Here is a 26830-nt window from a genome sequence, read left to right on the forward strand (position 1 = left end):
GAGGTGGATTCTATGAGAGTTCTTGCTGTGGATGACGAAGCAATCATGCTGGAGCGGCTGGAGGAGTGTATCCGCGAGGTGCTGCCCGATGCGGAGGTCCATGGTTTTCGCCGCCCCTCGGAGGTGTTGGCTTTTGCCGAGGAAAACCCGGCGGATATTGTGTTTTTGGATATTCAGATGCGTGGAATGGATGGAATTGCGCTTGGTAAAGAGCTGCAAGTTCTTCTGCCGAAACTCAACATCATCTATATTACCGCCTATGCAGAGCACGCGTTCGACGCCTATCAGCTCAATGCCAGCGGTTATCTTCTAAAACCGGTAGACCCTCAGGAGATGCGCAAACAGATGCAGCACCTGCGATATCCGGTTCCTCGGAAAAAGCGGATTACCTTTCACTGCTTCGGCAATTTTGAAGTGGCCGTGGACGGGCAGCCGCTGAATTTCAAGTACAAGCGCACCCGGGAGCTATTGGCTTATCTGGTGGATCGCTGCGGTGCCAGTTGTATCATAGACGAAATCATGTCCATTCTCTGGGAGGATGAGACTCACCCATCGTATTTTCAGAATCTGCGAAAGGATTTGCAGGACACTCTGCGTGGGGTGGGCTGTGAGGACATCCTTGACAAGCGGCGAGGAAAGCTGGCGATAAAAACAGAGCTGGTAGATTGCGACTATTACCAGTGGAGAAATCGCAATGCAGCCTGCAAGGATTTATACCGAGGGGAATATATGGCGCAATATAGCTGGGCGGAAGCAACCAGCGGAATGCTCAGTAATTCCTCTGCGGGCAGGAGCGGCGGAACGGGTACGTCCTCAGGCGGCGGCTGATAGCTGGCGAAGCTGTGTGATTTAAGTGTGACTCTTGCTGTGATATGATTCTCTTATAATACCCATCCAAAAGATGGATTAAGAGGAGGAGAAATTATGGCAGAAACCACCAAGAAAAATTCAAGCAACGCAGTAAAATTCATTTTGTGCAGTCTCTTAGGATTCTTCATGTTCTTCGTCAGTATTCCGTTCAACGGGAAAACCACGATTCCTGTGGATCATGTCACCACTCTGCTTCGAAATCTACTCGGCACCACGGTTCAGGGATACATCGTTTTGATCGTCGTCGCGATCGGGGCGATTCTGCCCTTTGTCAAAAAGACTTGGAACAAAAGTGCAAAAGATCTTGTATTCTCGATTTTCAAAGTCATCGGTTTAATCTGCGCTGTTATGTATGTATTTCATGTGGGACCGGAAGAGCTGCTGTCAAACCCCGATCTTCTGCCCTATCTGTTTGTGACGCTATGCTGCAGCCTTTGTTTTCTGATTCCCATTGGAGCGGTTTTCCTCTCTTTTTTGACTGACTACGGCCTGATGGAATTTGTCGCCGTGTTTTTGCAGCCGGTGATGCGCAAGATTTGGAAAACGCCGGGCCGGTCTGCCATTGATGCGGTTGCCTCCTTTGTGGGAAGCTATTCTCTGGCGCTCATCATTACAGACGACATGTATCTTAAGGGGCGCTATACCAAAAAGGAAGCGTATATTATTGCCACCGGCTTCTCCACCGTATCCACCACCTTTATGGTTGTGGTCGCCAAGACGCTGGACTTGATGGATCGCTGGAACTTCTACTTCTGGACAACGCTGCTAATCACTTTTGCTGTAACTGCCATCGTTGCGCGCTTCTACCCCACATCGAAGGTTCCCGATGAATATATGGAAGGTATTACACCCAATCCGGAGGCCACTGTTACCAAGGACCACCTGAGAGTTGCTTGGCATGAGGCGCTGGAGGCAGTTGACCGCTCTGGAAATATAGGGACCAACGTTCTGAAAAATACGAAAGACGGTTTGCGGATGATTACCAATATCCTGCCGACTATTCTCTCCATCGGTCTGCTGGGTATGCTGCTGGCGCTCTATACTCCTATTTTTAGCATTATTGGATACATCTTTTATCCTTTTACGCTGCTTGTCCAAATTCCCGATGCATTGCTTGCCGCCCAGTCTTTGGCTACAACGATTGCTGAAATGTTTCTGCCGGCAGCGTTTGTTACCGGTGCGGCGCTGGCGACACGATATGTCGTTGCGGTATGCTGCATCTCCGAACTGCTGTTTTTCTCTGCTGTGATCCCCTGCATTCTATCCACCAAGATCCCTGTTAAAATTGGAGAACTAATTGTCCTCTGGATCGAGCGCGTGATCCTGTCGATCCTGCTGGCAGGGATTGTTGCACTCATCGTTTTCTAAGCGCCTGATTTGATGGTGTACATTTCGAAAAACGGGAAAATGCATCATCACGTTGGCGGATGGCAGGCTCTAAAAAAAGCAAAGTCAGAACAGTTGCGTGAATATGTCACGCAGCAATGCTTTTAAATTTGCTCGACAGACATTGCTTAAAAATATAAACCCGAGGCGAAGATGTAAATCTTTACATCTTTGCCTCGGGTTTGTTCTTTTGGTGACGGATGATACAGTAATAGAATGTGTCATTCTGCACGATTTGATTTTTATTAAAATAGAAGCAACTATACAGAATAAGTCATTGGGACAGGGCTTTCATAAACTGTTTATCCAAGTTTCTATCAGATTGTTACAATCTGTGACATTGTTTGAAACACTTGCAAAAGCGATGTGTCATCCGCAGAATTTTCCGACCAAGCAAATTAAAACATTTACCATTGTCTCCAGCGCCTCTACGGAGATGAACTCAAACTTCCCGTGAAAGTTTTCGCCGCCCGTGGAGAGATTTGGACAGGGAAGCCCACAGTATGACAGCCGCGCACCATCTGTGCCGCCCCGGATAGGAGCCACACGGGGAACCACGCCGCAGTCGGTAAACGAAGCTTTTACAAGATCAATTAACTTCATATGTCCGGCGATCTTTTCCAGCATATTATAATAGCTGTCCGTGATTGTCATGAGAACGGTATCCCGGCCATACTTGTCATTCAAATATTGAGCGATCTTTTCAAGGGACTTTTTCTTATCGTTGAATTTCTGCATGCTGTGATCCCGGATGAGGTAGTGCATCCGGGTTTTACTGACATCGCCATGAATGGACACGAGGTGGAAGAATCCCTCATAGCCCTCGGTATACTCGGGCCTCTCACCCGAGGGAAGCAGCGCATTCAGTTCCATAGCGATCTGGGTGGAGTTCCTCATTTTGTTTTTGGCGGAGCCGGGATGAATATTGATACCATTGATCGTAATATCTGCGTCCGCGGCATTGAAGTTTTCAAATTCAATACTGCCCAATGGGCCCCCGTCCACCGTATAGGCAAACTCCGCGCCGAATTGCTCTACATCAAAGTACCGGGTTCCCTGCCCCACCTCTTCGTCAGGCGTAAAGGCCAGACGAATCTCCCCGTGAGGCAGTTCTGGGTGCATCAGCAGGTATTGAGCGGCGGTGACGATTTCAGCAACACCCGCCTTATCGTCCGCCCCCAGCAGCGTGGAGCCGTCCGTAACGATTAGGCGGCAGCCCGTGTAATCTCTCAATTGTGGGAACATCTCTTCCGACAATACAATCTGACCTTTTTTGTCCAGCGGAATGTCGCCGCCCTGATACTCCAAAATGCGCGGCCGGATGTCGGAACCCCGCATTTCGCTGCTGGTGTCTATGTGGGCCAATAGACCCAAAACTGGCACGCCAGCCCGGTTTGCCGGCAGCGTGGCAGTCACATAACCGTAAGAGTCCAGCTTTACGCTGGAAAGCCCAATTTCTCCCAGCTCTTTTGCAAGTGCCTGTGCAAATTCCAACTGGGAAGATGTGGAAGGATAGCTTTCGCTGTGCATACTGGAAGTGGTGTCTTTGGAAATGTACTTTAAAAATCTATCTAACACGACTGACATGGATTTGTCTCCTCGTTATTGTTCTTCGGCATAAATTGTAATCAACTCCTGAAGCATCCGAACCACCTGATCCATCCCCTCTATGGTGATATGCTCATACGGGCCGTGGAAGGCCTGACCTCCGGTTCCCAGATTGGGGCAGGGAAGGCCCATAAAGCTGAGACTCGCACCGTCGGTGCCACCTCGGGTCACCCTGATTTTCGGCTGGATTCCGGCGCGGCACGCAGCCTTCTGCGCATTTTCGATGATATGGAAGCAAGGCTCTATCTTTTCCTTCATATTGTAATAAACGTCGTTCATTGCAATAGAAACTGTGTGTTCTCCATACGTTTCATTCATCTGCTCCACGATCTGACATAGCAGTTCCTTGCGCTGGCGGAACAGGTCTGTGCTGTGCTCGCGGACGTTATAGGTTAACTGGGCGTATTCCACGCTGCCGTGAAAGTGCAGCAGATGGAAAAACCCCTGGCGCCCCTCGGTCTTGGAGGGAATCTCGGCGGGTGGCAGCAGATTGTTGATTTCAATGCCAATTAGCTGAGCGTTGATCATCACGCCTTTCGCCCTGCCGGTGTGCATGTTTTTTCCGTTGATGCTGATCACCACGCTGGCGGCATTGAAGTTTTCATAGACGATTTCGCCCTCTTCCCAACCGTCCAGTGTATAGGCATATTTTGCCCCGAACTCATCCAGATTAAATCTGGCGATTCCGGTACCGACCTCCTCATCCGGGGTAAAGGCAATGCAGATTTTCCCGTGGGGACGTTTATCCTGAATCATTGCCTCCAGGGCTGTGAGAATTTCAGCAATGCCAGCCTTATCATCAGCCCCCAGCAGAGAGGTTCCGTCGGTGGTAATCAGGGTGCTGCCCTTCAGCGTCTTCAGCCGCGGAAAGTCCAAAACGCGCAGCACCCGTCCGGATGTACCCAGCGTCACATCCTCCCCGTTATAATTCTCAAGAATCTGCGGGTGGACATGCCGTCCGTTAAACTCCGGGGAGGTGTCCATATGCGCAATGAAGCCGATAGGCGTGACGTGCTCATAGCCGGGCGTTGCTTCAAGGCTTCCGTAGACAAAGCAATCGTTGTTGATGCGCGCGTTGTCAATGCCCATGAGCTTAAGCTCATAAGTCAGTTGATGTGCCAGATCGAACTGACGGAAGGAGGTAGGCATCGTGTCGGCTTCCGGATCGCTTGTCGTCCAGAAATTCACATAGTTTAAGAGCCTCTCATATGCCCGCATTCTTTTGCCCTCTTTCGAAAATATAAGGGGTTTCAATCTCGACGCAACACACAAAGCAGACGGGGACAAATCTTGCCGCCCTGTGCGAAAGCTGTGGCTGCCGCTTGCGCGGCAGCCACAGACCGGACTTTTATAAAGCGAAGGTTTTATTCCTGAATCATCAGCCTGCGGTCCTTCACCGCCACGCTGACACTATAAAACTTCTCGCAGATCCGAGTGAAGTCTAAATAATCCTGCACGCCTGCTGTCTCATAGGGAGAGTGCATGGCAAGCTGGGGGAGCCCAATGTCCACGGTGTTGACGGCAACCTGATTGCCGGAGAGGTTTCCCAGCGTGGAGCCGCCCAGCATATCGGAGCGGTTGTGGAAATGCTGCGGCGTGGTCCCTGCCCGGTCGCAGATACAACGGAACAACGCGTCCGACACGGCGTCGGTGGTGTATTTCTGATTAGCGCTATGTTTGATCACCACGCCGCCATTGAGATGGGGGCGGTTGGTGGGGTCACTCTTGTCGGCATAGTTGGGGTGCATGGCATGTGCGTTATCCGCCGAGACCATAAAACTACACGCAATGCTGGTGAGGTATTCCTCCTCGCCGCGGCCCGCACTGCCGTTAATCCGGTGCAGTGTATCCCGCAGGAAAGTGGACGCCGCGCCCTGTTTGGTCCCGCTGCCCACCTCCTCATTGTCAAGCATACAGAACACCGGAACGCTGGCAGAGACGCTGCCATGCAAAAAGCCCTGCAAAGAACCATAAGCACATTCGATGTCGTCCAACCGAGGGGCAGAGAGGAAGCGTCCGCCGTCCCCCCACACGCAGCCGTGCATCCGATTGTAGAGGAATAGGTCACTGCCGCGGATACTGTCCGGCTCGGCACCGGCTTCCCGCGCCACCATGGAGAGGAAACTCCCCTCCTCCGCAGACCCGTCTCCCCAAAGGGGCAGCAAATCCTTTTGAACGTTATAGGAGTAGCCGTCGTTGACGTCTCGGTTCATATGAATGGCCAGACTGGGGATCAGCAGCAGATCCCGGTCTACCCGCACCAGCCGGGACTCCAGACCATTCGGCGTCTCTACAATCAATCGGCCCGCCACAGAGAGAGGGCGATCGAACCAAGGCGCGCAAAGCATCCCACCGTATTTTTCCACATTCAGTTTAACGTACTGGTCCTCCACCCGCATCTCAGGGGATTCCTTGATCTTAAAAGAGGGAGAGTCGCCGTGGCTGGCCACGATCTGGAATCCTGAATACTTCCGCGTGGGCAGCCGGAAGGCGATGAGCGCCGACTGGTTGCGGACGACAAAGAATCGTCCTCCTTCATCAAGTTTCCAGCTCTGGCTCTCCTCCAGCTCCGTATATCCCGCCGTCAGTAGCTGACGGCGCATATTCTCCACAGCCTGAAAAGCCGAGGGGCTCTGTTCAATAAAAGACAATAAATCGTTGATCTGATCTGACATAAGAAACTCCTTACTTACCAACAATGTTCTGTTCACTGGAGTTTTGCGCCTTCATACGCTCCCGCTTCGCAAAATACGGCATGATAAAGCCCAGTCCAATGAGAATGAAAGGCGTGATGATGTTCAGCATCAGACGGAACGGGTCGTCGGAGTAAATACCGCTTAAACAAGCATAGGCCGTCAGAGCGAAACACCAGCCGCCCAGAAACATTCCCAACCGCCGGTTTTTCACAAAACGATAGGTCGCGGGGAAACGCTCTCCCGCCTTCTTCAGTGCGATATAGGCGGCAAATACCCACAAATAACGCAGCGGCATACACACGGAGTTCAGCTTGACCAACCACTTGACCAGCACATCCACATTGCTGATGCCCAATGCCGGTACAATAATTATAACAGAAACGATTACAAAAACAAGCTTCAAGCCGTTGGAATAAGCGCCGTATTTGTTCTGCTTCAGTAACGCGGAGGGGACATACTGCGTATCGACGTTATTGAGCATGATGCGCAAAGGCGCGTCCACGGAGAGGATGATAACGGATACCTGCGTGATAATGTTGCAGATTGCGTAGAGAATCAGGAACAGGTCGCCCAGTCCGTAATGCACGCCCAGTTGCTGGAAGGCATAGTAAGCGCCGTTGGTCATCAGGTCACCCGGAATATGATTGGAGTCAAACATCATCCCCAGCGCAATCGTACCCAGCACTGCGCAGAGAACCACCATGCCGGTCAGGGCGATCATGCCCTTCGAGAAGTCCCGGGACGGATCTTTCATCTTATTGACATAGGGAGACATTTTTTCGCAGCCGCCCACGGCGTAGACCAGAATGGAAATGTTCAGGAAGAAAGCCGGATTAAAATTCGGGGTAAAAGTAGAGGGCGTCCAGTCGATGGACAGAACCTCCGCATTCGTCAGCGCGGGAGCCGCGATCATCAGCAGGATGAAGAGAAGCGACATGGCAAACATGGCGGTTCCGGCCAGTGTGGAAAGACGGCGCAGAACGCGGATCCCCCGGCTGGCCAGCAGCAGAGCCATAACAAAGATTACCAGTCGAATCAACTGCATGGTCATGGTGCTCATCTGGCTGACACGGTTATCCCGGAAAATTGCCCAACTGCAGGCAATGATGACGCTACCGGGTTTTTCCGAGATGTAAGGCATATGGACGACCCAATAGGTCCAGCCGGCAAAGTAGGCCATTTTAGGACCAATCGTCTGGTTGATCCAAGAACTGACGCCGCCGCCCTCGTTTTTGAACGTGGAACCAAGCTCGCCCACCATCAGAGCGTATGGAATAAAGTAAATTGCGAAGATCAGAAGCCACGCCGCAATTGCTTTCAGTCCGCCGTACTCTGAAAAGCCGTTGATGATGTTGCCGAAGCCCCACACAGTACTGAAGGCCATTACAGCCAGACTATACCAGAGAATTTGGTTGCTGCTTTCCTTCTTCATATAAAATCTCCATTTCTTTTGCTATTTTTGTTGCATTTTTTGGTAAATTTATTTTACATCCATTAAATATTATTCGCAAATACATATACCTATATAGTAATTATAATAGTTGTGTTATAATACGAGCTGTCAACTGCAAAATTTTTCAACAACCAGCTCATGCATGCCACAACCTTTTAAATTCCGCTTTTGGCGGCACAGAGCGTCAACTTCTATGCGGTGCAAATTCAGGCAGTCCAAGTATTTATTGTGACAAACATCTTAACAAAGGAGAAAACCGGTCATGTTTCATGGTATGGAATATGTTTACGAGGTCTATAAGGAACAAAGTTTTTCCAAGGCTGCCCGAAACCTCTATATCTCCCAGCCCGCGCTCAGCAGCAGCGTCAAACGCGTTGAAGAGCGGGTTGGTATGCCGCTGTTTGATCGCAGCACCACGCCGGTAAAGCTGACAGAGTGCGGCGAGCAGTACATTCAGGCGGCGGAACAGATTTTCAGTGCCCAGCGGAGCTTTTCCGACTATCTGGCCGATACCCGCAAGCTGGAGGCGGGGCAGCTGACAATTGGCGGGATCGGCATGTTTGCATCGTATATTCTGCCGCCGCTGATCTCAGAGTATAAAAGCAAATACCCCAAAATCTCCGTCAGCATGATGGAAGAGAGCCAACCACAACTGGAAAAGCTGCTGATTAAGGGGACACTGGACCTTGTTGTGAATTATCAGGAATTTGCGCAGGATGCTTTTGAAACCTGTCCCTATCGGGAAGAGCATCTCCTGCTGGCGGTACCGCAGCAATTTCCTGTCAACAGCTCTCTTCTTGCGTGGCGGCTCAGTTTGGATAATGTTCTCTCCGGAGATTATCTGGCGGAACGATATCCCGCGGTTCCATTGGAGGCTTTTGAAAATGAACCATTTATTCTGCTCCGCCCTAACAGTGACATCAATCAGCGAGCGATTCAGATGTGCCAAAGCTGCGGCTTCACGCCTCGGGTAATTTTGACGCTGGAACAGCAGTTGACTGCCTATAACATGGTCAGTACGGGCATGGGCATTGCCTTCGTCAGCGACACGCTGGCAAAAAATATTCTGCCCCACCCGAACATTGCCTATTATAAACTGAATAGAGAACTTTCTCGACGAATTATCTATTTTTACTATAAGAAAAATCGCTATATCAGCCGAGCAATGGAGGAATTTTTGGAGATTGCCCGCCAGAAGGAGGAGTAAACTCCGGGCCCGGTGCTTTGGAATTTCCCATATTCGGATTCCTGCCTGCGGCTGGTGATAACCTGCTTCGTGGAGTATACCGAGGGCAGGTCTGTTCCAATTAGTCAATCATCGGCAATTTGCTAAGCAAGGCGGAACTGTTTACCAAGTGTACCATCCGTTGCCAAATGTCTGGCAAGTTTATTGCTGGGCAGATGTACTTGATTTTGTTACTTCAGCAGTCCGGAACCGATGCAATATGCATCTTGCCGTTCGGACAGGAACTTTGTGTCTCTTTTTGCGGGTCACATGGACGCCGGAGTCTCTATGGTGGACTTCGGCGGGTGGGATGGGAACCGCCCCCTCGGGTGCGGTAATTCCAATTCTCTCTATGCCGCTGGCGAGGATGGCAGTGAGTTTTTCTTCGCAAAAAGGCGCTTACATGGGGAGCGGAGCACTGAAAAAACAATCCGCCGCCTATCAGAAAATCATGAATCGAGACTTCAGCGAGATGGATGTGCTGCCCAGATGCATCATGCCCATCACGCTGCTTGATCGAGGTGTCATGCGGGCGGGAATGCCGGTTTCCCGCGCGAAATATCGGCTGGCAGTTGACCTTGTTCATAAGCGGGCTTTGGTATAAATACTGAAGCGGCGGTCAGACCCAACCGGGCCTGACCGCCGCTTTTCAAAGGTTCTTATTTGCTGCGCTTCAAAATCTCACAGACCAGTTGGTACACTCGCGCCGTGGAGGGGATGCTCAGCCGCTCCCGGGCAGAGTGTACGTCGTGAAGCTCCGGCCCCATGGAGATGGCGTCCAGTCCGGGCAGCTTTTCGATGAACAGGCCGCACTCCAAACCGCCGTGGGTGGCGGAGATAATGCCGTCCTTGCCGCTGATGTCCTTATAGGCTGTAAGAGCCAACTCCCGAAGGGAGGAAGCCCGGTTATACTGCCAGCCGGGATAGGAGCTGCGCTCCGCCACGGTGCCCCCGGCGTGTTCCACGATGGCCCGGACCCGCTGAAGCAGCATGGTCTTCTGCGTGGCGATGGAGGAGCGGATGGAGACGGTGAAGTGGAGGCCGTCCGCCTGCATTCCCATCACGCCCAAGTTTAAGGAGGTTTGCACCAGACCGGGGAAATCAGCGCTCATGGCCTGAACGCCCTGAGGCAGGGGCAGGAGGACGTGGAGCAGAGAGAAGGTGGCGTCGGCGCTGAGGGCGGCGGGAACCTCTTCCGTGGAACAGGAGAGGGACACACCGTCGTCGCAGCCGGCGTACTCGTTCTTGAGAGTGGCGTCAAATTCGGCGAGGAAGGACTCGAAGTCCGCCGCCCGGTCCGCCGGGACGGTTACCAAAGCGTCGTTTCGGGGGCAGATGACATTTTCAAATCGGCCACCCCGGATGTCCGCCAGACGCAGGCCGGGGACACGTTCCATGGTAGAGTAAAGAACTCGGCCCATCAACTGGTTGGCGGAGCCGCGGCCTTTGTGAATCTCGCCGCCGGAGTGTCCTCCCTGAAGGCCGGAGAGGGTGACGCGATAGCCCGTTTCGCCGCCTGTTTCCTCCATTTTGACGGGCAAAAAGCAGTCTGCACGAACGCCTCCGGCGCAGGACACGCAAAACTCGCCTTCCTCCTCGGAGTCCAGATTCAGGAGCTTTCGTCCCTTCAAATCGGAGCAGTCCAGAGCGAATGCGCCGCCCATGCCCGTTTCTTCGTCCACAGTGAAAAGTGCCTCCAAAGGAGGATGGGGCAATGTGTCGTCCGCGAGAATGGACAGAATCATGGCCACGGCGATGCAGTTGTCCCCGCCCAACGTGGTGCCTCTGGCCCACAAAAATTCGCCGTCGGTTTCCAAATCAAGCCCTTCCACAGACATGTCCTTGGTGCAGCCCTCCGCCACGGCGCAGACCATGTCCATGTGGCCCTGCAAAATGATAGGCTCGGCGTGCTCATAGCCGGGGGAAGCATCTTTCCAGATGATCAGATTGTTGCAGGGCTCCTGCCGGTAGCGCAGTCCCAGGTCCCGGGCAAAGCCTGCGCAGAGATCGCTGATATGCTTTGTATTTCCGCTGCCGTGGGGAACGGCGCAGAGCTTTTCAAAATAGCTGAATACGTCCTGAGGCTTACAATTTGATAACAAAGACATGCCAATCCTTCTTTCTAGCAAGGCAGCCCATGCGAAAGCATGGGCTGCACAGTCAATTATTCCGCGGGGACTTCCTCAGTGGTGGTCATGCCAAATTCGTCCGTGATTCCTTCGTCGCCAGTCTCCTCTTCCTCGGCGGGAGCGGATACGAACTCGGAGAGATAGGCATCCTCGGGCAGCCCCGCAAGAAGGGCCGGCAGGTTGAGGATGATGCCGTCCATATTGCGGGGCAGGGTCAGCGACACTTCCTGTGTCTCTTCCGTTCCGCCCTTTTTCTGGGTGATTTCCAGAGTCATGGAAAAGTTCTGCCCGATCCAGGTGGACATGCCCCGTTCCTTGCCATAGAGCTTGGCCACTTGCTCGTCGTTCACATAGACCACGACCTTATAAGGCGTTTCATAGGTCTGACCGTTGTAATCCAGACGTTTGCTGTCCATATACACGGTGTGTCCGCGGCCAATGATGGTCATGCTGTACGCAATGACGGCAAGAAGCAGCACTGCGCCCACACGGAACAGGAGGGCACGCATAGGAATCTTTTTCATCGATTCTCCTCCTCACGTTGCGCAAGCAGAAGCTGTTGCCCGATTTTTCCTTTGGCCATGCGCTTTTTCGTCTCATACATCACAAGGGCAATGGTGATGACGCCATAGGAGGCAAATACGCGGAAGTATTCACCGATCATGGAGTCGCCCGTAATTTTGGCGCCTGTGGCCGGAGCCACGATGAACATGGTATGGAACAGAATCACGCCCAAAAACACATTTCCGATAGACGCTTTGTCCACGGACGCGCCGCCCACCAGCAGCGCCGCGATGCAGAACATACCGATCTGTTTGTGGGAGCTGTAAGTAGAGATATTGCCCATGTTTTGCAGATAGATGACCATGCCGAGACCGGCGAACACGGTGGACATCACGATGGCGATGATGCGGGTGCGCTCCACCTTGATGCCGGCGTCCCGGGCCACGTCCATATTCTGGCCCACGGCGCGCATGTCCTGACCCAGCTTCGTCTTGCGGAACCAGACGATGAACAGGCAGAAAATAGCAATGACCGCAAGGGTCAGAACGGGGATTTTAACGCCGCCGATATGAATGGCGCCCAAGTTGTCCAGAGATTGCCGCATATGCAGCAGGCTCACCGTATTGCGGATGCCGTATCCCCGGGGGAGCTTCAGGGTAGAGTGGAGGATGGGGATGACAGGCCCCATCATGAACAGAACCAGAAGCTGATACAAGCCGTCCACAAAGAAGGCGATCATATAGCTGGTGATCATTTCTTTGCCCTTGGCCCGGTTGAGGATCTGCCCACAGAGGACACCCAGCAGGACGGAAATGGGAATAGAGAGGATCATGGCCAGAACAATGCCGGGGATGCCCCAGACTTGCCAGTCGGCTGTAAAGATCAGCGCGATCTCCGCAGCCATGGCCCCTAACGTCATGGCAAAGTTCAGGCCCATGCCCGCCATGATGGGGAAGATGAGGCACAGGATCAAAAACGCGTTTCGGCCCAGCCGGGTCATGATCTCGTTGACCAGATATCCGGGAGAAAAGCCGGAAACGGGAATGCAGATGGCGCAAATCAGAATGAACATGACTGGCACGCTGTTATTTTGAAGCTGCTCGACAAAGCTGCCGCCCTGCTTCTTTGGTTTCAAATTCATTTCGCTCCCTCCGTCTTTCTGGTCAGAGCATACAGGATCATTCCGTTGGAAACGATGATGCGGATGACCTCACTCATGTCCATATGGATGGCAGCGTTCATGACGGTCGGCGTCATGGTGATGATGCCCTGAAAAAGGAACGTACCAATGACGACGTTGGCAATGCTTGCCTTGTTCACCGATGCGCCGCCGATGAGAATGGCGGACACCGCGGGAATGGCCATGTTGAACGGGGCCATATAGAGCTGGATAAAACCGAAGCCCTGCTGATAAACCAAAATACCCACTGCGGCCAGCCATGTGGACATGATAACGGAAAGCATTCTCGTCCTGTCGATGTTGATGCCCGAGGCCTTGGCGAAAAAGGGGTTGGAACCCACGGCAGTCATGGCGGTGCCGGCCTTGGTGTGCAGAAAGGCCCACATCAAAAATGCCAGCACGGCAAAAAACAGCAATGAGCCCACGGGGATGGAGAGGTGCCCGATGTTAATTTGCAGAAAATTGGCCAGCACCTTGTCGTAAAAGCCCTCCAGAGAGATGGTGGTGCGCAAGCCCTTGCCGGACAGGCCCCAAACCATTGTGGGGCTGGTGTATGGAAGCAGCAGCCACATCATGCACATGAAGGACACCGAGGAGAAGCCGACGTAGGTGGCGATCATCATTTCGCCGCCCTTGATGCGGTTGAGAAGCCAGCCGTATCCGCCGCCGGAAAGCAGCGCAAAGGGCGTGGCGATGACAATAGCCATGACGAAGCTCATGCCGCCGGTAAAGCCGAACTGGATGGACATAGTACCGCCCAGAAGGCCGGAGATTATGCCCAGAGGCAGACCGAAGTTTAGTCCGCAGCCGGAGTGCACCATCGGCACCATGGCCAGCACCAGCACCGCGTTCCAACTGAAGCGGTTGATGGTATTGGTGAGCTGGGTGGTGAAATCGGCGCCGACGAGGGGCGCCATGATGAACAGAAACAAAAGAAATCCGGTGATAATCAATCTCGGCAGGCCGAAGTTGTCAGCCAGCTCCCGGAATTTTGTCTTGTTTCCAAGGGTAATGGCTTCGTTTGCAGTTTTGCCCATATTGCCTTCCTCCTTATTTAACCTGGCTGACCATCAGCAGACCGAACTCCTCGGAGGATTCGGTCGCCGGCAGGATTCCAGCAATTTTTCCGCCTGAAACGATGGCGATGCGGTCGCAGGCCATGCGCAGTTCCTCAAGCTCTGAGGAGATCATGACGACAGTCACGCCGTGCTCCCGGTTAAAGTTTTTCAAGGCGTCCAACACCAGAGACTTCGCTCCTACGTCGATGCCGCGCGTAGGCTCGGATACAAACAGAAATTTGGGGCTGAGGGCAAAGGCCTTGGCCAGACAAATCTTTTGCTGATTGCCGCCGGAGAGCTCCTTTGCCTTCTGGGTGGAGCTGGTGCACTTAATGGCCAGCTCGCCGATATATTTCTTCGTCACCTCGTGGATGGCCTTTTCATCCCGCCAGGAGATGAGGCCGCCCAGATATTTCTTGAGGAACTTATCCTGAATTTGCATGGCGGAAAACGCCACGTTCCACTCCAGAGATTCGTCCAGCAGCAATCCCACATCCCGCCGGTCCTCGGACACAAAGGCCAAGGATGCGTCCAGACACTTCCGGGGACTGTTGAGGGGTATGGGCTTGCCGTCAAACTCCACGGAGCCGCCCGATTCATAAAGCCCCATGATCCCGTTGGGAATGCCCAACTTGCCCTGCCCGGCCAATCCCCCGATGCCCAAAATCTCGCCCTCCCGGATGTCCAGATTGACGTTGCGCACGGTCTCGCCTGACATATCGACCCACAGGTTGCGGATGGACATGATGGTTTTGGCGTTGGGGTCGATGCGGATGTCTTCCCTGACGGAGGATTGAACGTTGCGGCCCACCATCCACTTGGTGATGTCGGGAATGTTCGTCTCCTTGGAGGGCACGTCCTTGACCACATAGCCGTCCCGCATGATGACCACCTTGTCACAGACGTTCAAAATCTCATGGAGCCGGTGGGTGATAAAAATGATGGCGATGCCGCTGGCGGCCATGTTGCGGATGGACGTCAGCAAAGCCTCGGCTTCCTTTTCCGTCAAAACGGCAGTGGGCTCGTCCAGAATCAGCAGCTTCAGATGCCCCTTGCTCAGCTCACGGGCGATTTCGGTAAATTGCTTGTGGCCCACGGGCATGTCGCTGATGGCCATATCAGCATCAATTTCGACGCCCATTTTTTCGATGGCTTCCCGGGAAAGCGAGGCCATCTGCTTATAGTCCAAAGTGTCCAAGCGGTCGCCGAAAATCTCGGAGATCACATTTTTTTTCTTGGGTTCACGGTTGAGCAGGATGTTTTCCGAGGCGGAAAAGCCGGGGATCAGGGAGAACTCCTGATGCACCATACCGATGCCCGCCGCCAGAGCGTCAAAGGGCGTGGAGAAACTGACCTTTTCGCCGCTGATCAGAACGTCGCCGCCGTAGCCGCCGGTCTCCCGGATGACATCCATGCCGAAGAGAATCTTCATCAGGGTGCTCTTACCGGCGCCGTTTTCGCCCACGAGGCCCATGACCTCGCCGGCCTGCAATGTGAAATTGATGTCCGTCAGGACCTGGTTGCCGAAGAAATCCTTCTTGATATTTCGCACCTCCAGCAGGGGGGCGTTATTATTCATCATAGTCCTACCTCGCCTAAAACAGCGGGGGGAGGGATGTACCCGCCCCCCGCTATCCGAACTTGTTATTTTGAATGGGAAAATTACTTGACAGTGAAGTATTTCTCGGGAACCTCAATCTGTGCGTTGCCCATGAAGTGGCCGGGATCACCCATAATATAGGTGTCCTGATACACCAGGAACACGTTGTCGGCCTTGACGCCGGTTTCCACGTTGGTGTAGTTGGAGCCGCTCCACTCCGCCTTGGGAGAGAAGACCTGATACGCCTTGGCAATATCGTCAATGTCGCGAAGCTCGCTCTCGCCGTTGATGACGTTCAAAGCGTGCTGGGCAAGGCCCGCAGCGGTGGTGTAGCCATAGGAGTAGGCCCAGGTGCCGAAGTGACCGGCGCCGCCCTTTTCGTTGATGGTGGATTCCACCTTGGCCAGAATCTTCTCAAAGTCGCCGGCCTCGGCGGTCAGGTCGATGCCCAGAGCGCCGGGATAGCCCAGCAGGGGAGAGGGCAGGTCGGCTTCGATGAAGTAGCCGCCGTATTCCATCAACTGCTTGAGCAGAGGCTCGGTATGAGCGTCGTTGGTGCAGAAGTAAGCGGCATTCTCACCGTACTTGCCGACCCACTCGGGAACCTTCTCCAAAATGTAAGCCTGCGCGCCGGCGACGCCGACGTCGGAGGTGGGATCGGGAGCAGTTTCCATGACGAACTCCATGCCGAATTCCTTGCAGGCTTCCTTCATGACGGCCACGCGGCGGCTCATGGTTTCATAAGCCATGTGGCGCGGGAAGGAGATATGTACGAAAGTATCGCAGCCCAGCTCGTGGGCGGTGCGGATGATCAGGTAGCCACGGGCCACAAAGTCGTTGTTGCAGACCAGATCGGCGGCGCTGCCAATCTCGGGCAGATCTTCGTGGGACTCGCCGGCGATGCAGAGGATGTCGGGGCGGGTCTCCTTGATTTTACGGAAGGCCTCGGTGGTGCCGGGGACAGACTGATTGACAATGATGGCCTTCATGTCGGGATCGTCCGACAGGTTGACGATGGTCTGAATGGTGGTTTCCAGCTCTTCGGTGAAGTTGTCGGGATAGATGGCCAACTTGACCATATCCTCGCCGTACATGTCACGGAAAGCCTCGGCGCCGCGGCGGTCGTCCTCAGCTTGAGAAACGGAACCGGTGACGATGCCGATGTGGACGTTCTGGGCGTCAGAGCCCTGAGCGCCGGAGGACTGTGGGGTGGAAGATTGGGAGTTGCTGGGAGTAGTGCCGCAGCCGGCAAGTGCGAGGAGCATGGTGGTCGCAAGCAAGATACTGACTAGCTTCTTCTTCATTTCTAACCTCCAAAATCTTTATTAACAAGGGATACGATGACCTTTATATTTTATCATGTGTTCATGGATTGTCAACAGTTCACAAAATGTTAGTTTTTGTAGAACCATGCTTTGTATAAACTGGTTGGGATAAAAACAACTGCTTTTTCGCATAAAAATAAACTGCCTTTTGTGCATTTTTCTTGATATTACAGGCTTTTTGACAAAAGTAGATATCCCTTCCTTGGCCGAAACCTGCTTCTTTAAGCAGTACCCGGCCAAACGTGTGCTTTGAAAAAGTTTTTTGGTTTCCGTTGTTTTTCCAATTGAAAAGGCATGCCGCAGTAAAAAACCATGCGAAACGGCAAGGCCGTGGAGGCGAAAAATTTGGCGGCACTTGTTGCCGCCGTTCTCTGATTGAATTGCAGTCTACGGCATCCACACGCGACAGGCCCCATGCACATAGTATGAACTATTCTTACAGACTTCAAAGGTAAGGAGTAGCTTATGATAAATCTTTCTCTGATACATGTTTCATATCTCGTGTTGATTGTTATATTTCTGATAGTCATGGCTTGCAAAAAAAGCATTGTAATTCCATGTGCTCTTGGCATCGTGTTGCTTGGCGCAATCGTAACCAGAAGTCCAATTGGCGCAATTCAGACCTTGTTTAACGCGCTAGTCTGGGCGGGATCAGAGTTCTTGGGAATTATTGTGGTCATTGCATTGGTGGTGGCCATGAGCCGGTCCCTCATCTCCATTGGAGCGGATCGGATGCTGATTTTTTCTCTGAAAAATCGAATGGGAGGACCCAGATCGGCTTTCTTTATTCTTGGGTTCGTGATGTTTGTTGTATCAATTTGCGTATGGCCATCCCCCGCGGTGGCACTGGTGGGAACACTGCTGCTGCCAATGGCTGTAAGAACTGGAATGCCCGTTCTTTGGGCGGCGGTTGTTATGAACATATTCGGCCACGGTATGGCGTTGTCGGGTGACTTTTTTATTCAAGGCGCACCCACAATCACTGCCAAAGCGGCCGGAACGGATGTTGGAACCATGATGTCCCAGTCGGTGCCGCTGTGGGCCATTATGTGTGTGGTAACGGCGGCAGCGGCCTTTTTATGCTATTGCAGGGATATGCGAAGCTCGCCCGTGCAGACAGTTGATATGGATGCAGTTCAAATGAAAGCCGTGGGGCGGTTTGCACCGTTGATGGCTGTGCTGACGCCCGTCATTTATCTGGGAAATATCGCCGCAATGCTGGTATTTAAGCTTCAGGGCGGAGACGCAACGGCACTGGTGGGCGGGTCCGCATTACTTTTGCTGGTGCTGTGCGCGTGCCTTGATAAAGGTGTTTCCCACGCGCTTGACGACGTGGGAGATTATCTAAAAGAGGGGTTTGGCTTCAGCATAAAAATCTTTGCCCCGGTCATTGTCATTGGCGGCTTCTTTTTCTTAGGCGGAGAAGGCGGCAGTCAGGCGGTGTTTGGCAATCAGATGACAGGAATTTTAAGCGATATTGGCAGGTATATTGCAGAAAATGTTCCTGTAAATCGTTTTTCCGCAATTGTCACACAAGCTGCGGTGGCAGTCATTACAGGATTGGATGGATCCGGCTTTTCAGGGCTGCCCATTGTAGGCGCAACTGCCAAAACCTTTGCAGATGCTCTTCCGCTGAATAAAGAAGTTCTGGCATCCATGGGACAGATCATCACCATTTGGGTTGGCGGCGGGACCCTGATCCCGTGGGCGGTTGTCCCGGTCGCGGCAATTTGTGATGTGAGTCCGGCGGAGCTGGTGCGTAAAAACTTTGTTCCGGTGATGTGCGGATTAGTGTCCGTTGCGATTGCAACGTTTTTCTTGTTGTAACTCTGCCAAATCCGGAAGTTGACACACCCATAGAGAAATTTTTCCTGCAAGCTCAATCTTAGGGCATCAGCGCACAAAAAAGACGAACCTCGGGAAAACTCTTCCCGAGGTTCGTCTCATAGGCCTGTGGTAACCTTGACTGTTACAAGCGCCTACATAAATTTGAGATTTTTCAAATTGCACCTTATAAAAATGTGCGGGAGGCATATCCGGCGTGATGGTGTGGCGAAGACGAGATACGATTACATCTCCGAGGGAGCGGCAGCGCCCCGCGGCTCCGGTGCTTCCTTCGTGTCTCTGGCGGCAAACATATTGGCCACGATGGGGCCCACCACCTGATGAACCACGGTGGCAAGCACACAGGGAAGGATGGCCATGGTACCGGGGAAGGAGGAGTTTGCCAGCGTGCAGGCAAGGCCGCTGTTTTGCAGACCTACCTCCAGAGAAAGCGCGCGAACCTTGGCCTCATCAAAATGAAAGACCTTTGCAATGCCGTAGCCTGCGAGCAGTCCGAGAACGTGGTGAAGCAGCACGGCCATGACGCTCACGCCCACCACTGCCAGACCGTTCTGGGTGAAGCTGCTTTGGTTCGGGCCGACGCACATGCCGATCACCAGCAGAATGCAGACGGTGGAAACCAGCACCAGCAGTTTCTTCATCTGTTCCACCAGCTTAACGATGGCGGCGTGTACAGCCAGCCCCAGAAAGATGGGCAAAAGGACGATTACAACAATGGAGAAAAACATGCTCCAAAAATTGACCTCGACCCACTGTCCGGCCAGAGCCAGGGTCAGCGCGGGCGTCAGCGCGGGCGCCAGCAGAGTGGTGCACATGGTAATGGTGATGGACAGGGGCACGTCGCCCCGGGCCAGAAAGGTCATGACGTTGGAAGCGGTTCCGCCCGGCACACAGCCCAGCAGCACCAGACCAACCGCCAATTGGGCACAGACCTCCGGACCACCCACGCCGGTTAAAGTCAGCAGCTTTGCCACCAGCCAGCCGAAACCCGCCATGCACACATACTGACTGCAAATTCCAATCAGCACGTCCCGGGGACGGCGCAGAATCAGAGCGAAATCTTCTGCACGCAGGGTCATTCCCATGCCAAACATGATTACGCCCAGCAGCAGATTTACAAGACTGAGCTTTGGAAAGTAAGTGCCCATAAACGGCACCCACGCCAGATTGACGCTGACGCTGCCCGCCAGCTTCACCCACACGGAGGGGACGACCAGCGCAAACGCCGCCACGGCGACGGCCAGCAGCGCCAGATTTTTATTGAGAAGGTCGGCAGCACGGTTCATCGCTTTCATTGTACTCTCTCCTTTTATATACGGCGGTTACTGTTCGGTTGCCAGCAGGGCTTTGCCTGCGGCGTCAGCGTCCCGCATAGCCTGCATGAATGCCTCTTTTGTGACGGGGTAGGGGGCCTTTGTCCACTCCAGAACGGTGGCGGCCTTGTCCGCAATGGTCTGGAGATTTTCCTCTGACAGATCAATTTCGCCCAGTGTGACCGGCAGACCGATGGAGCGGTTGAAGCACATCACGCGGTCGCGTTCCTCAAACTGCTTGTCATAGGTCAGCAGCGTCAGCACGCCGAAGGCCACAATCTCACCGTGCAGGTGCTTTCCGCCGGAGGCGGGAACCATTGTGGAGCCGTAATAGACACAGTGAGCCAGGCTGCTGTTGTAATAATACTTTGTGGCGTCCGTGGTCAGGTTGGAAACGATGCCCGTGGACATCACGATGGCCAAGGAGACCTGCTCCAGTTCGTAACCGGGAGTGTTTTGACGGCACTGTTCCATGGCTGTGGCGCCGTATTCCACCATGGGGTTTGTGCAGGAGTGGGCAAGCTGGGCGCCCAGCAGCGTGGTGTGAAACAGCTTCTGCCCACGGGAGGCCAGCTCCACCTCGCACTCCTTGGACAGCCCGTCGCCGATTCCGGCCCACAGCAGGGCCTCCGGCGCTTCCGCGACGATTTTCGTGTTCAGGAACGTATGCTCGGGACAGCGGGTGGGGTAAAAGTAATCCCGGAAGGTATCGTCGGGATTGTAAAACACGCCGATTGCCGTGCAGGCCGCACAGTTGGAGGCGATGGTGGGGAAGGTGAACAAAGGTTTGTCCAGATGTTCGGCCACGGCCTTGCAGGTGTCCACTGCCCGTCCTCCGCCCACGGCGAAAATCATGTCGGCGGATTTGACGGCGTCCAGCACTTCCAGCGCGGCGGCGTTTTCATAGGTGGCGTTGTCGCCGTACCAGACTGGCTCGGACAACATGAAGGGCGTGCCGCTCAGGGCCTCCTTCAGCGACTCGTAGGCCTTGGAAAGCGCGGTTTTGCCGCCAATCACGGCGGCGGTTTTGCCGAAGCGGCGGACGATGCCGTAAACGTCCTTGTAGCAGTCGGGGCCAACGCTCCAGGCGGGCAGGCAGTTGGTGTAGCTCATAGTATTTATCCTCCCAATTTTACGGGACAAAACAAAAACAGCCTCGTCCCAAAGTTTTACTTTGAGACGAAGCTGTAAATCAACTCCGCGGTACCACTCAAATTGCACGGCGGCGAAACCATGCCACTTTACAGGCTCCAACAAGCCCATGGCACTAACGCAGCCTGCGCGTGCGACTCTACTTACCAAAGTGTTCGGTCGCCGGCTCAGAAGGGATTGCTTGGACGATACCCGGTTACCTGCTTTCAGCATACGCAGGCTCTCTGTGAACCATCTTTCGTCGGCGTTCTTCGTCATTGCCTTTATTGTTTTTAAGAATAGCAAACTAAAGCACGAAATGTCAATGGCGACATTGCCATAATTACAGCGTATCCGTTAAAAATAATTATGCAAAACACAACATTTCAGGCGAAAACTTTCTTTTATCCGGCCCGATCAGTTCCGGTCGACACCTGTGCTCGAGCCGACGAAATCCTTGCATACTGAATGATCAAAGGAATCGGCGGTTGACAACTATAACTAAATGTGTTACTATAAAAGCACTCAATATAATTTCTTCGTATTCGCATATTTTGTAGGACATTGTTTTGATGTTCCGCAAAATATGTGAGTTTTGTTTTTATTGGAGCGTTCACTGCTGTACATCATATTTCTAAAAGCGAAGCGGCTGGATAGATTGCCGCTCGTTAAAACTGGATGAATGGGTGAGTTAAAATCAATCTTGTACACGAACAGGTAAATCATCCGAAATTTGGAACCGGGACGATTATTGCGCAGGATTCGTCAACGATCACGGTCCAATTTGCGGAAGAAAGCGGAGCAAAAAAGTTTTTTTATCCCGCGGCATTTAAGTCGTTTCTCAGTTTGTGCAACCCTGCTGCAAAGGATCGAATGAACAATGAGATGAAGCTGACGCAGGCATTTGCGGAAATAGAGCTGAATAACCGCCTTGCGGAGGAAGAAGAAAAAAAGCGCGCCTTGCTGGAACAGAAGGCCGCCTTAAAGAAAAGAGCCCCTGCAAAAAAGAGCACCAAAAGCCCTTGACTGAGGGGGAAGAGACTTTATAAGCAGGACACTTAAATTGATTGAAACGAGGAAATCCATGACAAATCAAACCTTTTCCCAACTCGCCCTTTCCGAGGAACTGCTGGAGGCGGTGACAGAGATGGGCTTTACGGAAGCCACCGATATTCAGGCGGAGTCCATCCCTCTGATCCGCACCGGCGTCGATATTCTGGCGCGTTCCCAAACCGGAACCGGAAAGACGGTGGCTTTCGGCATTCCCGCTGTGGAGTGCATTTCGCCTGATTCCCGGAATGTACAGGTTCTGGTGCTTTCTCCCACACGGGAGCTGGCACGCCAGTGCGGAGGGGAAATCCGCAAGCTGGCCCGTCACCTTCCCTATATAAACGTTGCCGATATCTTTGGCGGCGGAGACTATCGGGGGCAGTTCCGGGAATTGCAGTCTGCCAATGTGGTCATTGGCACCCCGGGGCGAATTATGGACCATATGCGACGGGGAACCCTGAATCTGAGCCATTTGAAAATGGTGATTCTGGACGAGGCCGACGAAATGCTGAACATGGGCTTCCGGGAGGATATCGAGGTTATTTTGCAAGATGTGCCGGAAACCCGGCAGATCGTGTTGTTCTCCGCCACCATTCCGGAGGAAATCCTGACCATTGCCCAGCAGTTTCAGCGGGATCCGGTTCGCATTGAGATCAACCGCGAGCAGATTACGCTGGAAAACATTCGGCAGGTCTATGTGGAAATTCCCCCGAAGAAGAAGCCGGAAGCATTGACGCTTCTGCTTCATTATTATCAGCCCTGCCGAGCCATCATTTTCTCCAATACCAAGACCATGGTGGACGAGCTGACCGAGCAGCTCAGCGCCGCCGGATTCTCTGTGGAGGGTTTGCACGGAGATATGAAGCAGCTTCAGCGTACCACGGTGATGAACAGCTTCCGTCAGGGCCGCGTCTCCATTCTGGTGGCCACCGACGTGGCGGCCCGGGGAATCGACGTCAGCGACCTTGACTATGTAATCAATTTTGATATTCCAAAGGAACCCGATTCCTATGTCCACCGCATCGGACGGACCGGACGGGCCGGACGGGCCGGCACAGCGGTGACCCTCTGCTGCGGACGGATGCAGGTGATTCAGCTTCAGCGGCTGGCCGCGCGCACCCGTTCCGGCATCGAGGCGATTTCTCTGCCCAGAGTGTCCGACATTGAGCAGGTCAATCGTGAACGGACCCTCAAGGAGCTGGAGCGGGCCATGAAGTCGGACCCTCTTCCTTTCCATACGGAGGTGGTGGAGGAGCTGATTCGGCGCGGACATGCGCCGGAGCGCATCGCCGTCACACTTCTGGGCCTTTCTCATCTTCATGACACCAAGGCGCTGAAGGATTTGAGCGTCCCCGGAGCCACGGGGAAAAAGACCAGAGTGCAGGAGCGCCGCCCCATGTCTGCCTTTGTGGTCAGCGTTGGCTCGGCCAACAGAACCACGGAGCGGCATATCATCGGCGCCGTCACAGAGCGGGCGGGCGTCAGCTCTCACGACATCGGCAAGGTGCAGATTTCCGAATCCTTTTCCACTGTTCAGGTCCCCTCTGATCTGCTGGAGGAGGTTATGCGGGCCATGCGTGGGTGCAAAATCTGCGGCAAGCCCGTTCATGTTATGCCGGTTCCGGAGCAGCAGGTCCGAAAGAAACCTGCGCATCACGCCGCCGCAAAGCCCTGGGCAAAAAAGCCGAAACACCGTACTTTTGGCGCGTAAATATGCGTCCGGTGTATTGAGCTGCGGACATCTGTCGCTGCAAGTGCTATATTAGATAAAGCGCTTTGGTTTCAGGCGCATTATTTTAAAAAAGGGCCCTCTCCGGAAGGAGAGGGCCTTTTGCTTTGCAAAAAGCTTTGGGCGGGAGCTTGACCATTTGCCAGCGTCTTTTAAAAGACACGCTCTGTTAAAAATAAATTGGAATTATAGCTCCGCTGCCTGATCCACATAAATTTGACAGGCGGCCTTGAAGCTAATCTGAACGCGCTTACCTTCCAGTTCAAGCGTAAGCGGCCCCTCATAGGCGGCTGCTTCCAGTATGCGGACAGAATTTCCAATTTCAACGCCGCTGGTTTGAAGATAGTCCAGCAGCTCCTTTTCTTCCATGACCCGGCGGATATGAGAGGGCACACCCACGGGGAGAAGGGTTAGCGGCTGCATCGGAACCATGTCCACCTGCCCGTCAGGATGTGGAATCGCACTGCCGTGGGGACAGTACGCCGGGAAATTCAAAAAGTTGTCCAGTCGGGAGATCAGCCGGGGGGGAGTGATGTGCTCTAACAGCTCCGCGTCCTCATGGGCCTCGCTCCAAGAGTACCCCAAATGGCGCATGAGAAACACCTCCCACAGGCGATGCCCGCGCACCAGAGAGATGGCCGCGCTCACACCGCCGTCCGTCAGGCGAGAGCCTTTATAGGGCTCATAATGAATCAGCCCTTCCTTTTTCATTTTTCCCAGCATTTCCGTCACCGAGGCGGGCGAAATCTGAAGAGCTTCCGCAATCTGCTTATTGCTCACCAGATTTTTCACACCGCCCAGCTTATAAACGGCTTTCAAGTAGTCTTCTTTATTCGGCGTCATGTCGTTTCCCTCCGCTTTTTCGCAATTGCGCTGCACCGTGCCGCTTGATGCCCTATCCTGCAAACAGCTTTGCAAGCGTGCCAAACAGCAGAACCAGAGCGATTGCGGTTAATATCGGAAGTTTACGAAGCAGCAGCCGTTTGATATAAGCGTCCATAGCTTCTCCATTCGTTATCCGCACGTTGTTGATTTTAGGCATACCTAAATATATTTTAAGTATATGCCAAAATGCATCGGACTGCAAGTGTTTTTTAAAATATTAAGGTAATATTGCCTGCACCTTTCCGCTGGGAAACGCTTCGCCGCTTCGTGCGGCGTTTTAATCTGATTTTTGCATTGCTTCCCCGTTTTTGTGAGACGCTCATGATTTAAGCGATGGTGCCAGCCTTTCCAGTGACTGGGAAGATGTGCACGCCTGATTACGCGAGCGATTGCCAATTGTAAACAATTTGCGTCTTTTGTCACGGAGGACTTGCTTTCCGAAAATATGTGGGATATAATGACATTACACCAGTTAGCAATAACTAACCAAATTAATTCAGGAGGTTTAAATATGTACACACAATATAAGTTGCCTTATGCTTACGACGCTCTGGAGCCGCACATTGATGCGCTGACCATGGAGACGCATTATTCCAAACATCATGCCGCATATACGAAAAACCTCAACGACGCGGTGGCAAAGGCCGGCGTCAATAAGGAAATTGAAGAGCTGCTGCGCTCGCTGGGAGACATTGAAGACCCCGCTGTTCGGCAGGCCATTCGCAACAATGGCGGAGGGTTTTACAACCACAACCTTTATTTCTCCACCATGGGGCCCGACGGTGGGAAGGAACCCACGGGAGCTTTCTCAAAGCTGCTGGAGCAGGAATTCGGAAGCGTTTCCGCCCTTCAGGACAAGCTTGGAGCATTGGCCACGGGCCAGTTTGGTTCCGGCTGGGCATGGCTGTCCGCCAATCGTGATGGAAAGCTGGTGCTTTCCTCCAGCGCGAATCAGGACAACCCCCTCATGGAGGGAATGGGCTATGTCCCCATTCTGGGCATCGACGTGTGGGAGCATGCGTATTACCTCAAGTATAAAAACCTGCGGGCCGACTATGTGAAGGCGTTTTACAACGTTGTTCGCTGGGATACGGTGGCGGAGAACTATGAGAGGGTAAAGCGGGGAGAATAATCGTCCCAGCTGCTCTGCAAGCGATAAAATAATGATAAGGAGGAGTGCTTTATGAGCGCAGACTTGTATGAAAAAATGAACGTCTACCTTGCAAATCAGGAGGTTGCCTATATCAAGCTGCACAATCTCCATTGGTATGTGAAAGGGCGGAGCTTCTTCACCCTCCATACCAAGCTGGAGGGACTTTACAACCAGACCGCGGTCATCATTGACGAGGTGGCCGAGCGGCTGCTGGCTCTTGGGCAATTCCCCGTGGCCAGCCTGAATAAGGCGCTGACCATGACCACCATTAAGGAGCGGGAGGACGTGCCTGTTTCCTCAGAGGACACCATGCGAAGCCTTATGTCAGACGTGGAATACTGGATTCGGGACACAAAGGAGATTGCGCAGCTCGCGGACGAGGCGGGCGACGGTGCCACGGCCGATCAGTTTAACGGCTATTTGAGCGAATACCAGAAGCTTTTGTGGATGCTCCAGTCTTATCTGGGATAGTCGAATTTCTCCATACCGGAAAAAATACGAAAAACAGTACGGCCATGAAGGCCGTACTGTTTTCTTTTGTTAACAGGCAGGTTGGCCTGCACTTACAGAAAAAATTTAAAACGTTGGAAAAACAACGTGAATATTTACCCTGCCGTGGTATACTTCAGATATAAAAAACAGATACAAGCAAAGAGCGGACAAAACCGAACAGACCTGAAAGGAAGGCTT

General features: G+C 53.1%; 23 protein-coding genes. 9 read left to right on the forward strand and 14 right to left on the reverse strand.

The features are described from left to right. The first annotated feature begins 12 nt into the window (after positions 1-12). Together RTU96_RS03270 and RTU96_RS03275 are read left to right on the forward strand one after the other, a co-directional pair. A complete protein-coding gene (locus RTU96_RS03270) occupies positions 13-828 on the forward strand; it encodes a response regulator (RefSeq protein ID WP_312634926.1) in 816 nt (271 codons plus the stop codon). Between the two features lie 96 nt (positions 829-924). Next, positions 925-2238 (forward strand): YjiH family protein, encoded by a 1314-nt coding sequence (locus RTU96_RS03275; RefSeq protein WP_312634927.1) that lies wholly within the window; start codon positions 925-927, stop codon positions 2236-2238. Positions 2239-2625: 387 nt separating this feature from the next. On the opposite strand, the gene pepT (RTU96_RS03280) is transcribed toward RTU96_RS03275, so the two are convergent. The 4 genes from pepT (RTU96_RS03280) to RTU96_RS03295 all read right to left on the reverse strand — a co-directional run bounded on the left by pepT (RTU96_RS03280) (position 2626) and on the right by RTU96_RS03295 (position 7992). Beyond that, positions 2626-3843, reverse strand: a complete 1218-nt coding sequence (gene pepT, locus RTU96_RS03280; RefSeq protein ID WP_312634929.1) for a peptidase T — start codon at positions 3841-3843, stop codon at positions 2626-2628. 15 nt (positions 3844-3858) lie between these two features. After that, the gene (gene pepT / locus RTU96_RS03285) at positions 3859-5082 is read right to left on the reverse strand and encodes a peptidase T (protein ID WP_312634930.1); all 1224 of its coding nucleotides are present in this window, start codon (positions 5080-5082) and stop codon (positions 3859-3861) included. Between the two features lie 146 nt (positions 5083-5228). Beyond that, complete coding sequence (locus tag RTU96_RS03290; protein ID WP_312634931.1) at positions 5229-6539, reverse strand: M18 family aminopeptidase; 1311 nt, start codon at positions 6537-6539, stop codon at positions 5229-5231. Positions 6540-6549: 10 nt separating this feature from the next. Further along, positions 6550-7992 (reverse strand): amino acid permease, encoded by a 1443-nt coding sequence (locus RTU96_RS03295; protein ID WP_312634932.1) that lies wholly within the window; start codon positions 7990-7992, stop codon positions 6550-6552. A gap of 283 nt (positions 7993-8275) precedes the next feature. Between RTU96_RS03295 and RTU96_RS03300 the strand changes: the two genes are divergently transcribed. Next, positions 8276-9220 (forward strand): LysR substrate-binding domain-containing protein, encoded by a 945-nt coding sequence (locus RTU96_RS03300; RefSeq protein ID WP_312634934.1) that lies wholly within the window; start codon positions 8276-8278, stop codon positions 9218-9220. 469 nt (positions 9221-9689) lie between these two features. Further along, on the forward strand, positions 9690-9842 hold the full coding sequence (locus RTU96_RS03305) for a hypothetical protein (protein ID WP_312634935.1): 153 nt from the start codon (positions 9690-9692) through the stop codon (positions 9840-9842). A gap of 55 nt (positions 9843-9897) precedes the next feature. Here the strand turns inward: RTU96_RS03305 and RTU96_RS03310 are convergent, their stop codons facing one another. From RTU96_RS03310 to RTU96_RS03340, 7 genes are all read right to left on the reverse strand, one after another. Continuing rightward, positions 9898-11346 (reverse strand): aminoacyl-histidine dipeptidase, encoded by a 1449-nt coding sequence (locus RTU96_RS03310; RefSeq protein WP_312634936.1) that lies wholly within the window; start codon positions 11344-11346, stop codon positions 9898-9900. Positions 11347-11402: 56 nt separating this feature from the next. Further along, on the reverse strand, positions 11403-11891 hold the full coding sequence (locus RTU96_RS03315) for a DUF6672 family protein (RefSeq protein WP_397356355.1): 489 nt from the start codon (positions 11889-11891) through the stop codon (positions 11403-11405). Further along, complete coding sequence (locus tag RTU96_RS03320) at positions 11888-13012, reverse strand: ABC transporter permease (RefSeq protein ID WP_312634937.1); 1125 nt, start codon at positions 13010-13012, stop codon at positions 11888-11890. The genes RTU96_RS03315 and RTU96_RS03320 overlap by 4 nt, the downstream gene beginning before the upstream one ends. After that, a complete protein-coding gene (locus RTU96_RS03325; protein WP_312634938.1) occupies positions 13009-14088 on the reverse strand; it encodes an ABC transporter permease in 1080 nt (359 codons plus the stop codon). Before RTU96_RS03325 ends, RTU96_RS03320 begins: the two co-directional genes overlap by 4 nt. Before the next feature lie 13 nt (positions 14089-14101). Beyond that, positions 14102-15691, reverse strand: coding sequence for a sugar ABC transporter ATP-binding protein (locus tag RTU96_RS03330; RefSeq protein WP_312634940.1), 1590 nt, complete (start codon positions 15689-15691; stop codon positions 14102-14104). Positions 15692-15771: 80 nt separating this feature from the next. Next, the gene (locus RTU96_RS03335) at positions 15772-17013 is read right to left on the reverse strand and encodes a DUF3798 domain-containing protein (RefSeq protein ID WP_312634941.1); all 1242 of its coding nucleotides are present in this window, start codon (positions 17011-17013) and stop codon (positions 15772-15774) included. Positions 17014-17092: 79 nt separating this feature from the next. Beyond that, the gene (locus RTU96_RS03340) at positions 17093-17434 is read right to left on the reverse strand and encodes a hypothetical protein (RefSeq protein ID WP_312634942.1); all 342 of its coding nucleotides are present in this window, start codon (positions 17432-17434) and stop codon (positions 17093-17095) included. 173 nt (positions 17435-17607) lie between these two features. Here RTU96_RS03340 and RTU96_RS03345 point away from each other — a divergent pair, with 173 nt between their 5' ends. Next, entirely contained in the window at positions 17608-18861 is a 1254-nt protein-coding gene (locus RTU96_RS03345) for a hypothetical protein (RefSeq protein WP_312634943.1), read from the forward strand. A gap of 242 nt (positions 18862-19103) precedes the next feature. Here the strand turns inward: RTU96_RS03345 and RTU96_RS03350 are convergent, their stop codons facing one another. Together RTU96_RS03350 and RTU96_RS03355 are read right to left on the reverse strand one after the other, a co-directional pair. Then, positions 19104-20174, reverse strand: a complete 1071-nt coding sequence (locus RTU96_RS03350; RefSeq protein WP_312634944.1) for a bile acid:sodium symporter family protein — start codon at positions 20172-20174, stop codon at positions 19104-19106. A gap of 27 nt (positions 20175-20201) precedes the next feature. Continuing rightward, positions 20202-21305, reverse strand: a complete 1104-nt coding sequence (locus tag RTU96_RS03355; RefSeq protein WP_312634946.1) for an iron-containing alcohol dehydrogenase family protein — start codon at positions 21303-21305, stop codon at positions 20202-20204. Positions 21306-22196: 891 nt separating this feature from the next. On the opposite strand from RTU96_RS03355, the gene RTU96_RS03360 reads away from it, so the two are divergent. Beyond that, positions 22197-22349: a hypothetical protein gene (locus tag RTU96_RS03360; RefSeq protein ID WP_294856055.1), complete on the forward strand. Its 153-nt coding sequence runs from the start codon at positions 22197-22199 to the stop codon at positions 22347-22349. 58 nt (positions 22350-22407) lie between these two features. Beyond that, entirely contained in the window at positions 22408-24084 is a 1677-nt protein-coding gene (locus RTU96_RS03365; RefSeq protein WP_312634947.1) for a DEAD/DEAH box helicase, read from the forward strand. 204 nt (positions 24085-24288) lie between these two features. Here the strand turns inward: RTU96_RS03365 and RTU96_RS03370 are convergent, their stop codons facing one another. Next, entirely contained in the window at positions 24289-24945 is a 657-nt protein-coding gene (locus tag RTU96_RS03370; protein ID WP_312634948.1) for a metal-dependent transcriptional regulator, read from the reverse strand. 553 nt (positions 24946-25498) lie between these two features. On the opposite strand from RTU96_RS03370, the gene RTU96_RS03375 reads away from it, so the two are divergent. Together RTU96_RS03375 and RTU96_RS03380 are read left to right on the forward strand one after the other, a co-directional pair. Beyond that, positions 25499-26119: a superoxide dismutase gene (locus tag RTU96_RS03375; RefSeq protein ID WP_312634949.1), complete on the forward strand. Its 621-nt coding sequence runs from the start codon at positions 25499-25501 to the stop codon at positions 26117-26119. A 51-nt stretch (positions 26120-26170) separates the two neighbouring features. Beyond that, positions 26171-26611 carry a DNA starvation/stationary phase protection protein gene (locus tag RTU96_RS03380; RefSeq protein ID WP_312634950.1) on the forward strand — a complete coding sequence of 147 codons (441 nt, stop codon included), beginning with the start codon at positions 26171-26173 and terminating at the stop codon, positions 26609-26611. Positions 26612-26830 lie beyond the last annotated feature (219 nt).

Origin of the sequence: Oscillibacter sp., from assembly GCF_032018205.1 — a bacterium.
GTDB lineage: Bacteria > Bacillota > Clostridia > Oscillospirales > Oscillospiraceae > Oscillibacter.